Here is an 11,564-nt window from a genome sequence, read left to right as displayed (position 1 = left end):
GCATTGGTTCTGGAGATGCCCGCCCTGACTGCGGGCATATTCATTATAAGAATAGCCCTGAAAATGGAGCACTCATGTCTCATCCTCATTCTCAAATAACTTCATTGACACAGCTTTCATTGAAAGATTTGTCTGATGGTCTTCAGGCGGGACGTTTTTCTGTCATGGAGATTACCGATGCGTGGTTAGCACGTATTGAAAAATTCAACCCGCTATTAAACAGTTTCATCACCGTATTAGCCGATGGGGCACGCACGCAAGCCCAACAGATTGATAATCAGATTCGTAAAGGTGAATTGACCCATACCTTGGCTGGTGTGCCCTATGCCCTTAAGGATTTATTCTGTACTGATGGCGTATTAACCAGTTGCGGTTCGAAGATGCTGCATAATTTTGTTGCACCCTATGATGCACATGTAACCACTAAACTTAAACAAGCGGGTGCCGTGTTATTAGGTAAAAACAATATGGATGAATTCGCGATGGGTTCGTCCAATGAAAACTCGGCTTATGGCGTAGTGCGCAATCCTTGGAATACCGAATATGTGCCAGGGGGTAGTTCAGGTGGTGGAGCAGCAGCAGTGGCGGCACGTTTAGCACCTTTTGTATTGGGTACGGATACAGGGGGATCAATTCGTCAACCTGCATCGTTTTGTGGCATTACAGGGATTAAACCGACCTATGGGCGCGTTTCACGTTTTGGCATGATTGCCTTTGCTTCTAGCTTGGATCAGGCTGGACCTATGGCAGTATCGGCGGAAGATTGTGCCATTGCGTTAAATGTAATTGCGGGCTTTGACGAGCGTGATTCAACCTCCGCCCAAGAGCCTGTAGGCGATTACACCGCGAGTTTAAACAACTCGATTGAGGGTTTGAAAATTGGTTTGCCCAAACAGTTTTTTGCCGCCGGTTTAGACCCTGATGTAGCAACAGTGATTGAACGGGGCGTAAAAGAATTTGAAGCCTTAGGTGCTATTATTAAAGAGATTGACTTACCCAACTCACACATGGCAGTACCTGTTTATTACATTATTGCCCCTGCTGAAGCTTCTTCTAACTTATCGCGCTTTGATGGTGTGCGCTTTGGGCATCGTTGTGATAATCCAAAAGACTTGCGTGATTTATACGAGCGCAGCCGTTGGGAGGGTTTTGGTGAGGAAGTTAAACGCCGCATTATGGTGGGAACTTATGCCTTATCAGCTGGCTATTACGATGCTTACTATTTAAAAGCCCAACAAGTACGTCGCTTGATTAAACAAGACTTTGTGGAAGCCTTTAAACAAGTCGATGTGATTATGGGACCTGCTGCACCCACCACTGCTTTCAAAATTGGTGAGAAAGTCGATGATCAGGTGGCTATGTATTTAGCGGATTTATATACCATTCCCACGAGCTTAGCAGGTCTGCCTGGTATGAGTTTTCCGATCGGTTTTGACGAGCATCAGTTACCTGTGGGTATGCAATTAATTGGTAATTACTTCCAAGAAGCACGTATGTTGAACATTGCCCATCGTTATCAACAAACTACGGATTGGCATTTACGTGTGCCAGCAAAATTTGCTTAAAGGAGAGTGATCATGGAATGGGAAACTGTTATTGGGTTGGAAGTTCATACACAACTCTCCACCCACAGTAAGATTTTTTCAGGTTCATCGACCAACTTTGGCGCTGAGCCAAACACACAAGCTAGCCTTGTTGATTTGGGTATGCCTGGTTCGCTACCAGTTTTGAATAAGCGTGCAGTCGAATTAGCCATACGTTTTGGCCTAGCTATTAATGCCAAGATTGCGCCGAAATCTGTGTTTGCACGTAAAAACTATTTCTATCCTGATTTACCGAAGGGCTATCAAATTAGTCAATTAGATTTGCCTGTGGTGGCACAAGGGCATTTGGATATTGAATTAGACAACAGTGAAACCAAACGCATTGGTATTACGCGCGCGCATTTAGAAGAGGATGCTGGTAAGTCTTTGCATGAAGATTTTCACGGTCAATCGGGTATCGATTTAAATCGTGCGGGTACGCCTTTACTAGAAATCGTTTCAGAACCTGATATGCGTTCGGCTAAAGAAGCGGTGGCTTATTTGAAGAAGCTACATACTTTGGTGCGCTATTTAGGCATTAGTGATGGCAATATGCAGGAAGGCTCATTCCGCTGTGATGCTAACGTGTCAGTGCGTAAAAAAGGTGAACCGTTTGGGACACGTGCAGAAATTAAGAACTTGAACTCTTTCCGTTTCATTGAAAAAGCGATTAATCACGAGGTCGAACGGCAAATCACCTTAATTGAGTCGGGTAAAAAGGTGGTACAAGAAACGCGCCTCTATGATCCTGATAAGGATGAAACCCGTTCGATGCGTGGTAAAGAAGATGCCAATGATTACCGCTATTTCCCTGATCCTGATTTATTGCCAGTAGACATTACGAGCGCTGATATTGAGCGAGCGCTTGCTGAATTGCCCGAATTGCCTGAAGCGAAGAAACAGCGTTTTATCCGTGAATTGGGCTTGAGTGCTAATGATGTAGAAAGCTTAACCGCGAGCCGTGAAGTTGCCGACTACTTTGAAGCCGTACAGCAACAGTTAGGTGATGCCAAGCTGGCTGCTAACTGGGTGACAGGTGGGCTAAGTGCCTTATTAAATCGTCAGGGGGTTGAGATCGCGCAGTCTAAGGTTGCTGCGAATACCTTAGGAGAACTGCTCAAACGTATTAAGGACGGTACGATTTCCGCGTCTGCTGCCAAAGACGTATTAGATGCATTGTGGAATGAAGAAGGCTCAGTCGATCAGATCATTGAGCAAAAGGGCTTGAAACAAGTGAATGATACGGGTGCGATTGAAGCCATGATTGATCAAATCTTGGAAGCTAACCCGTCACAGGTCGCCGAATTCCGTGCAGGTAAGGATAAACTCATGGCCTTTTTTGTGGGACAAGCGATGCGTGCTTCTAAAGGTAAGTTTAATCCTGCCACAGTGAATGAAATTCTCAAGCAGAAACTCGAGGGCTAGCTCATGTCGATTAGTGTAGATGAAGTTAAAAAAGTAGCAGGTTTAGCGCGCTTAGGGATTCCTGAGGAACGCCTAGACGAGTACAGCACTAAACTGAATAGCATTCTAGGCATGATGGAGCAACTCAGTGCGATTGATACCAAGGGTGTCGAACCGCTGTCTAATCCGCTGGATAGTGTACAGCGCCTACGTGAGGATGTGGTTACAGAAACTAATCAGCGTGATAAATACCAAACCATTGCGCCCGAAGTAGAAGAGGGTCTGTATTTAGTGCCTAAGGTAATTGAATAAATTCATTCCAAATCAACACGGCTAATCATGTGGTTAGCCGTAATGCTCTTGTTTTTCCAGCGTTTTTATATCAGAAATCTATCAATCTCAGTTGTCCTTCTGGCACTTGTCAAGTTTGTTTCTGATGCTTGTGCGGAATCTTTTTATAGCTTTGCCATTGACTTATAATACAATGCGATAATTGACTAAAATCGTAGGAAATTGCTAGGATGCAATTAGCCGTAAAAAGAGGATAAGCCTGATGAAACTCACAACAAAGGGCCGGTATGCGGTCACTGCTATGTTAGATTTAGCATTACATACCGGCGACGAGCCAGTATCACTGGCTGAAATATCCGAACGCCAAGACATTTCTTTGTCTTATCTGGAGCAACTATTCTCGAAATTGCGCAAGGCCGGTTTAGTGGTCAGTATGCGTGGTCCCGGTGGTGGCTATCAGCTAAATGGGGATCCGAAGAAAATTGCGATCTCCGATATTATTGCGGCAGTGGATGAGCATGTCGATGCGACGCGTTGTGGTGGCTTAGGTGATTGTCAGAATAATCAACGCTGCTTAACCCATGATTTGTGGACTGATTTGAGTAATCAAATTCGCTTATTTTTATCAGAAATTACCTTGGCGGATATGACGGAGCGTGCTGAAGTACGGGAAACAGCGCTACGCCAAAAAAAACGCATTGAGTTTTTATCTTTGGCGCGTTAGTTAAGGAAATAGGGTAATGAAGCTGGCCTTACTAAAAAGCCAGCTTGTAGGTTTAGCCACCAATGTCTGAATATTGAATGCGCTGTGTTGCAGCTGTTTTGCGCAAACGATTGAGTTGGCTTGTTAAATCAAGTACATAACTCTGAAACGCTTTGAGTTCTCTAGGTTCTAATAAACCTTTTGTTGGCAAAGCAACGGTTAAAGGGTCTTCGGGTGAACCAGCAACATGAAATTCGTAATGCACATGATTACCTGTGGATGAGCCTGTTGAGCCGACAAAACCAATCAGATCACCCCGTTTTACGGTATCGCCTTGGGCTAGGTTACTGTTGTAATCAGACATATGCCCGTACAGGGTTTTGATGCCGTCCCCATGGTCAATTTCAATGGTCTTACCATAACCACTTCGACGCCCTAGGCTAGCAATCTTGCCGTCACCCGTAGCATAAATCGGCGTACCATAAGGGGCTGCAAAGTCAGCGCCTGCGTGCATACGACGATAGCCAAAAATAGGATGCACACGGAAACCAAAATTGGAGGATAAGCGGCCGGTTTTTACAGGATAACGATTAAAAGCAACTTGTTTAAGCTCCAAATCCTCATCGGGGCGTAAGTAACGCATTTTTTTATCATCCGCCAATGCGAAACGAACGCGTTGGTGAATGGTACCCCGATGTTCAAACTCAGCGGCCAACACCTGATTAGCGAATATGAGTTCACCTTGATAATAAAAACTTTCAAAAATAAGACTGACACGATCACCTAAGGCAATTTGCCGGAAATTAATATCATCTTTGAAAATAAAACTGACTTGGCGACTAATATTATTGGGTACGCCCGCCTCTTTGGCAGCTAAGGCAAAAGGTTTATTAATCGTAAAGCTCACTTGGCTGGTTTGCTGATCAAACAAGTCATTCGCCGGTTTGCCAAGATAAACGCCATTTTGTAAGGAAACGAGATAAGTAGTGTACTTACTAGGCGAGTAAATAATTTGCTGAACCTTGCCCTGATCCATTTGCACCAACAACTTACTGTCAGTTCGTAAATAAGACAAGGTTTTATGAATATCAGGATCGTCAGTCAGCTCAGCAAAATTAGTACTAATTTTCAATGCCTTAAACGCATCATTGATGGTGTCACCGGTTTGCGCCGTATAAAGTGACCATTTACCTGCATCGGCAGCGGGTAATACACCACCTTCGTAGCCAGAAAATGTTTCCTCTGCTGTTTCAGGTAAATCTAATTCAATAAGCTGGTCATTTTGTAAGGCATCTTTTGCTGCCAAACTCGCAATATCGGGCAGACTTGGATTATCCGCATCCGACGAAATTTTGGAGTAAACCGGAATATTTCCGATCGCGAGCAATAAACCTACTACCATGGCGGAACGTGTTGCCAGATAATAAAAAGGTCTACGTTTACGCGGCTCTGATTCTTCTGGATAGTCAGTAAATTTGGCGGGTTGGTGGGGTGGCTGGTGTTTCTTAGGCGCTGTTAACGGTAGCGGCGAGCTTTTAGCTTTTTGTTGTTCAGTAACGGATGAATCAGTAATGGCATTTATGGTATCTAGTTTCGACGAATGTCGACCCTCGATAATGATTTCAATCCCCCCATGCGGCAAGTTATAGCGCTCGACAGCTTGATTCCAACTTCGTGTCGGTGCCGTTTGTCGTAAGGGTTTCTTACTACTGTGTGGCAATGTTGTAACTCCATAGTTTCGATATCAGCCCTGTGCACATCCCCCGAATGACTAGATGCCACGTTTGTCGTTCAATAGCCACGCTATTGAATTAAGTGCTCAACGTATGAACCGAATGGCTACCGATAACTCTTGCTAAACCTGTTCTTGGGTATCACGATGATTAGCCTCGCTAAGTTTTCGTGATAAGCTAATCGCGCTTTTTAGGGGAATTCTTTTTTATTGTCAATCATTGGAACATGTTCGATGCAACAGGATTTAGAGATTTTAAGTGAACTAGAGCGCGGAACTGCCGAAATTTTACTCCGTACGGAGTTGGTAGAAAAACTAAAACTAGGGCGTCCATTGCGCGTTAAAGTTGGCTTTGATCCTACTGCGCCGGACTTGCACTTAGGTCACACCGTTATTATCAATAAGATGCGCCAGTTCCAAGACTTCGGTCATCATATTATTTTCTTGATTGGTGATTTTACCGGACGAATTGGTGACCCCACGGGTAAATCAGCCACTCGCCCGCCACTGACTGAAGAACAAGTGGTTGAGAATGCTAAAACCTATCAAAGCCAAGTTTTCAAAATTCTAGACCCTGAAAAAACTGAAGTGGCCTTCAATTCAACATGGATGAGTAAGATGTCATCCTCAGAAATGATCCAACTGGCCGCGAAGCAAACGGTTGCACGGATGTTAGAGCGCGATGACTTTAATAAGCGTTATAAAGCAGGACAGTCGATTGCGATTCATGAGTTTCTCTATCCCTTAGTGCAAGGCTATGATTCGGTAGCACTACGTTCTGATATAGAAATGGGTGGAACGGATCAAACGTTCAACTTATTAGTCGGGCGCGAATTACAAAAGCACTATGGTCAGCCATCACAAGTTGTGATCACCTTACCCCTATTAGAAGGTTTGGATGGTGTGAATAAAATGTCCAAATCCTTAGGCAACTATATTGGTATTACAGATTCGCCTACGGAAATGTTCGGTAAGATCATGTCGGTGTCTGATGAGCTGATGTGGCGCTACTATGATCTATTGAGCTTCAAAAAGATCTCTGACATTCAAACTTTGCGCAAATCAGTAGCGGAGGGTGAGAATCCGCGCAATGTGAAGTTCTTGTTGGCTGATGAAATCATTACGCGTTTTCACAGCAAAGCCGCCGCGCAGTTAGCACAAGACGATTTTATTGCACGTTTCCAGAAAGGTGCTTTGCCAGATGATTTGCCGGAGATGGCGTTAGAGTCACCTGCTGGCGGCTTCCCGATTGGTAATTTATTGAAGGCCGCTGGATTGGTAGAAAGCACCTCAGAAGCTTTTCGCATGATGGGGCAGGGTGGTGTAAAAATGGATGGTGAAAAGCTGGAAGATCGTAGCTTATTGATTTCTAAAGGAACTATCGCTGTATTCCAAGTTGGTAAACGTAAGTTCGCACGGGTCACTGTAAAATAATTTAAAATTTTTTCGCGGAATAGTTGACGATGGTTGGGAGGTCTGTATAATGCGCAACTTCTTGAGGGGCACTGAACGTTGAAATGACTTAAGAAACAATAAGTTACTAAGTATTTCAAGATTAAGCAGCTCTAGTAAAGCAGACAGTGATCTGAAAATAGTTTGAAAAAAGCTTGACAGATTAAAAGAAGCGAACTAGAATACGCCTCCTTCCTAGCCTGAAGCGCTAGGCGAACTTTAACAAGATAGCCAGACAAATACTTGTGTGGGTGCTTGCAGACTGAGTGGATGACCATAAAGGAAGCAAGTGACTCAAAAAGCTCAATTACGTAATAGATTAAGTAATATAGCTCAAGATCAATGCTTCCAATTTAAAGAATTCGACACGTAAGTGTCAACGAGATTGAATTGGAGAGTTTGATCCTGGCTCAGATTGAACGCTGGCGGTATGCTTAAGACATGCAAGTCGAACGGTAACAGGTTAAGCTGACGAGTGGCGGACGAGTGAGTAACGCGTGGGAATCTACCTTGTAGTGGGGGATAAGCCAGGGAAACTTGGACTAATACCGCATACGCCCTAAGGGGGAAAGGAGCAATTCGCTATAAGATGAGCCCGCGTCTGATTAGGTAGTTGGTGGGGTAAAGGCCTACCAAGCCGACGATCAGTAGCTGGTCTGAGAGGATGATCAGCCACGTCGGGACTGAGACACGGCCCGGACTCCTACGGGAGGCAGCAGTCGGGAATATTGGACAATGGGGGAAACCCTGATCCAGCAATACCGCGTGTGTGAAGAAGGCCTGCGGGTTGTAAAGCACTTTCAGTTGGGAAGATAATGACGTTACCAACAGAAGAAGCACCGGCTAACTCCGTGCCAGCAGCCGCGGTAATACGGAGGGTGCAAGCGTTAATCGGAATTACTGGGCGTAAAGCGCACGTAGGCGGCCTTTTAAGTCAGATGTGAAAGCCCCGGGCTCAACCTGGGAACTGCATCTGATACTGGGAGGCTAGAATCTGGGAGAGGGGAGTGGAATTTCCGGTGTAGCGGTGAAATGCATAGAGATCGGAAGGAACATCAGTGGCGAAGGCGACTCCCTGGACCAAGATTGACGCTCAGGTGCGAAAGCGTGGGTAGCAAACAGGATTAGATACCCTGGTAGTCCACGCCGTAAACGATGTCAACTAGCCGTCGGCTCCAACTAAGGAGTCGGTGGTGCAGCTAACGCATTAAGTTGACCGCCTGGGGAGTACGGTCGCAAGACTAAAACTCAAAGGAATTGACGGGGGCCCGCACAAGCGGTGGAGCATGTGGTTTAATTCGATGCAACGCGAAGAACCTTACCAGCCCTTGACATGTCGAGAATCCCGTAGAGATATGGGAGTGCCGCAAGGAACTCGAACACAGGTGCTGCACGGCTGTCGTCAGCTCGTGTCGTGAGATGTTGGGTTAAGTCCCGCAACGAGCGCAACCCCTATCCCTAGTTGCCAGCACGTAATGGTGGGAACTCTAGGGAGACTGCCGGTGACAAACCGGAGGAAGGTGGGGATGACGTCAAGTCATCATGGCCCTTATGGGCTGGGCTACACACGTGCTACAATGGTTGGCACAGAGGGACGCAAGACCGCGAGGTGGAGCAAATCCCAAAAAACCAATCGTAGTCCGGATTGGAGTCTGCAACTCGACTCCATGAAGTCGGAATCGCTAGTAATCGCGAATCAGCATGTCGCGGTGAATACGTTCCCGGGCCTTGTACACACCGCCCGTCACACCATGGGAGTGGGTTGCTCCAGAAGTAGATAGCTTAACCGAAAGGAGGGCGTTTACCACGGAGTGATTCATGACTGGGGTGAAGTCGTAACAAGGTAGCCGTAGGGGAACCTGCGGCTGGATCACCTCCTTTAAGAGATGAGTCCGAAACCAGTTTGCGAGCACCCACACAAGTAACTGTTTGGCTAAGAAATTCAACTTGGGTCTATAAGGAAGTAGGTAGACCTGTAAGCGAGACTGCGGGTCTGTAGCTCAGTTGGTTAGAGCACACGCTTGATAAGCGTGGGGTCGGTGGTTCAAGTCCACCCAGACCCACCATCTTTCATGGGGCCATAGCTCAGCTGGGAGAGCGCCTGCCTTGCACGCAGGAGGTCGTCGGTTCGATCCCGTCTGGCTCCACCACCTAAGTTGAATAGTATCAAACGCGGCATCTGGTGAATCCATTAAATTATACTTTGGCTGCCTTATGAGAGGTAAGCGCTAGTGATTTAGTTGATTGACCTGACTTCGTGTCAAAAAGAATCCCGAGAGATTCTTGTTTTTTAACAAACTGGAAAAGTAACAAGGCGAGATTATTGAGTAATCAACAATCTCAAGATGATCGTTACAAGTTATAGTTGTGCTATAACCTGGACTATTAGGCTCGATGAATAGCCAAGAAATAGTCTGTTAGTAATAACAGTCTCACTCTTCTCATCGACGCAAAAGGACTAATAGACCGCTAAGGGTTATAGAATCAAGCGACTAAGCGTACACGGTGGATGCCTTGGCAGTCAGAGGCGATGAAGGACGTTGTAACATGCGAAAAGCTTCGGGGAGTTTGTAAACTAGCATTGATCCGAAGATGTCCGAATGGGGAAACCCACTCCGCAAGGAGTATCCCGCAAGGGAGGCGAACGTAGGGAACTGAAACATCTAAGTACCTATAGGAAAAGAAATCAACCGATATTCCCTTAGTAGTGGCGAGCGAACGGGGAACAGCCGAATCATTACTTGATAGCAAAGCAGTTTGGAAAAGCTGGCCATAGTGGGTGATAGCCCCGTATGCGAAATTGGGTAGTGGACATATTAAGTAGGGCGGGACACGTGAAATCCTGTTTGAAGATGGGGGGACCATCCTCCAAGGCTAAATACTACTGACTGACCGATAGTGAACCAGTACCGTGAGGGAAAGGCGAAAAGAACCGCGGCGAGCGGAGTGAAATAGAACCTGAAACCGTGTACGTACAAGCAGTGGGAGCCCTTCGGGGTGACTGCGTACCTTTTGTATAATGGGTCAGCGACTTACATTCAGTGGCAAGCTTAACCGATAGGGGAGGCGTAGCGAAAGCGAGTCTGAACAGGGCGTTCAGTCGCTGGGTGTAGACCCGAAACCGGGCGATCTATCCATGACCAGGTTGAAGGTGCCGTAACAGGTACTGGAGGACCGAACCCACGCCTGTTGAAAAAGTCGGGGATGAGTTGTGGATAGGAGTGAAAGGCTAATCAAGCTCGGAGATAGCTGGTTCTCCTCGAAAGCTATTTAGGTAGCGCCTCGTGTATCACTCTTGGGGGTAGAGCACTGTTATGGCTAGGGGGGCTTGACCGCCTTACCAACCCATTGCAAACTCCGAATACCAAGAAGTGCGAGCACGGGAGACACACGGCGGGTGCTAACGTCCGTCGTGAAAAGGGAAACAACCCAGACCATCAGCTAAGGTCCCCAAATTATGGCTCAGTGGGAAACGATGTGGGAAGGCATAGACAGCCAGGAAGTTGGCTTAGAAGCAGCCATCTTTTAAAGAAAGCGTAATAGCTCACTGGTCGAGTCGGCCTGCGCGGAAGATTCAACGGGGCTTAAGCCATATACCGAAGCTATGGATTTGCACGCAAGTGCAAGTGGTAGAGGAGCGTTCTGTACGCCTGTGAAGGTGAACTGGGAAGTTTGCTGGAGGTATCAGAAGTGCGAATGCTGACATAAGTAACGACAAGACGGGTGAAAAACCCGTCCGCCGAAAGCCCAAGGATTCCTGCGCAACGTTAATCGGCGCAGGGTTAGTCGGCCCCTAAGGCGAGGCAGAAATGCGTAGTCGATGGGAAACAGGTTAATATTCCTGTACTAATTTATACTGCGATGGGGGGACGGAGAAAGCTAGGCCAGAACACAGTTGGTGTGTATCTAAGCGTTTAGGCAGAGATCTTAGGCAAATCCGGGATCTTAATGCTGAGGCGTGATGGCGAGGAGTCTACGGACTTCGAGTGGTTGATGCTATGCTTCCAAGAAAAGCCTCTAAGCTTCAGGTATAAATTACCCGTACTCCAAACCGACACAGGTGGGCTGGATGAGAATTCCAAGGCGCTTGAGAGAACTCGGATGAAGGAACTAGGCAAAATGGTACCGTAACTTCGGGAGAAGGTACGCCTCTGAGGGTGTTAAAGCCCATGGAGGCCGCAGAGACCAGGCCGCTGCAACTGTTTATCAAAAACACAGCACTCTGCAAACACGAAAGTGGACGTATAGGGTGTGACGCCTGCCCGGTGCCGGAAGGTTAATTGATGGGGTCAGCGCAAGCGAAGCTCTTGATCGAAGCCCCGGTAAACGGCGGCCGTAACTATAACGGTCCTAAGGTAGCGAAATTCCTTGTCGGGTAAGTTCCGACCTGCACGAATGG

6 protein-coding genes, 2 tRNA genes and 2 rRNA genes are annotated in these 11,564 nt (G+C 46.7%); 9 read left to right on the top strand and 1 reads right to left on the bottom strand.

Annotated elements, in window-relative coordinates; all coding sequences use genetic code 11:
• The first annotated feature begins 74 nt into the window (after window positions 1–74).
• The 4 genes from gatA (at window position 75) to A3IE_RS0117260 (ending at window position 4,002) form a co-directional block, all read left to right on the top strand.
• Entirely contained in the window at window positions 75–1,565 is a 1,491-nt protein-coding gene (gene gatA / locus A3IE_RS0117275; protein WP_051062566.1) for an Asp-tRNA(Asn)/Glu-tRNA(Gln) amidotransferase subunit GatA, read from the top strand.
• Window positions 1,566–1,577: 12 nt separating this feature from the next.
• On the top strand, window positions 1,578–3,008 hold the full coding sequence (gatB, locus tag A3IE_RS0117270; protein ID WP_020396880.1) for an Asp-tRNA(Asn)/Glu-tRNA(Gln) amidotransferase subunit GatB: 1,431 nt from the start codon (window positions 1,578–1,580) through the stop codon (window positions 3,006–3,008).
• A 3-nt stretch (window positions 3,009–3,011) separates the two neighbouring features.
• The gene (gene gatC, locus A3IE_RS0117265; RefSeq protein WP_020396879.1) at window positions 3,012–3,299 is read left to right on the top strand and encodes an Asp-tRNA(Asn)/Glu-tRNA(Gln) amidotransferase subunit GatC; all 288 of its coding nucleotides are present in this window, start codon (window positions 3,012–3,014) and stop codon (window positions 3,297–3,299) included.
• A 241-nt stretch (window positions 3,300–3,540) separates the two neighbouring features.
• Entirely contained in the window at window positions 3,541–4,002 is a 462-nt protein-coding gene (locus A3IE_RS0117260) for a Fe-S cluster assembly transcription factor (protein ID WP_020396878.1), read from the top strand.
• Window positions 4,003–4,054: 52 nt separating this feature from the next.
• Here the strand turns inward: A3IE_RS0117260 and A3IE_RS22295 are convergent, their stop codons facing one another.
• Window positions 4,055–5,701: a M23 family metallopeptidase gene (locus A3IE_RS22295; protein ID WP_020396877.1), complete on the bottom strand. Its 1,647-nt coding sequence runs from the start codon at window positions 5,699–5,701 to the stop codon at window positions 4,055–4,057.
• 246 nt (window positions 5,702–5,947) lie between these two features.
• On the opposite strand from A3IE_RS22295, the gene tyrS reads away from it, so the two are divergent.
• From tyrS to A3IE_RS0117230, 5 genes are all read left to right on the top strand, one after another.
• The gene (gene tyrS, locus A3IE_RS0117250) at window positions 5,948–7,147 is read left to right on the top strand and encodes a tyrosine--tRNA ligase (protein WP_020396876.1); all 1,200 of its coding nucleotides are present in this window, start codon (window positions 5,948–5,950) and stop codon (window positions 7,145–7,147) included.
• 405 nt (window positions 7,148–7,552) lie between these two features.
• Window positions 7,553–9,046: ribosomal RNA gene (locus A3IE_RS0117245) — 16S ribosomal RNA — on the top strand.
• A gap of 108 nt (window positions 9,047–9,154) precedes the next feature.
• Window positions 9,155–9,231, top strand: a tRNA-Ile gene (locus A3IE_RS0117240).
• A gap of 8 nt (window positions 9,232–9,239) precedes the next feature.
• A tRNA-Ala gene (locus tag A3IE_RS0117235) sits at window positions 9,240–9,315 on the top strand.
• Window positions 9,316–9,647: 332 nt separating this feature from the next.
• A 23S ribosomal RNA gene (locus tag A3IE_RS0117230) occupies window positions 9,648–11,564 on the top strand; the annotation flags it as partial.

The sequence above is a fragment of the Thiolinea disciformis DSM 14473 genome (genome assembly GCF_000371925.1).
GTDB classification, from domain to species: domain Bacteria; phylum Pseudomonadota; class Gammaproteobacteria; order Thiotrichales; family Thiotrichaceae; genus Thiolinea; species Thiolinea disciformis.
This window is presented reverse-complemented; position numbering and strand designations above follow the sequence as displayed.

What these genes read in the sequence shown, in the direction of transcription:
- gatA (WP_051062566.1), top strand. Translation starts at nt 75, where the DNA reads ATGTCTCATCCTCATTCTCAAATAACTTCATTGACACAGCTTTCATTG.
- gatB (WP_020396880.1), top strand. Translation starts at nt 1,578, where the DNA reads ATGGAATGGGAAACTGTTATTGGGTTGGAAGTTCATACACAACTCTCC.
- gatC (WP_020396879.1), top strand. Translation starts at nt 3,012, where the DNA reads ATGTCGATTAGTGTAGATGAAGTTAAAAAAGTAGCAGGTTTAGCGCGC.
- A3IE_RS0117260 (WP_020396878.1), top strand. Translation starts at nt 3,541, where the DNA reads ATGAAACTCACAACAAAGGGCCGGTATGCGGTCACTGCTATGTTAGAT.
- tyrS (WP_020396876.1), top strand. Translation starts at nt 5,948, where the DNA reads ATGCAACAGGATTTAGAGATTTTAAGTGAACTAGAGCGCGGAACTGCC.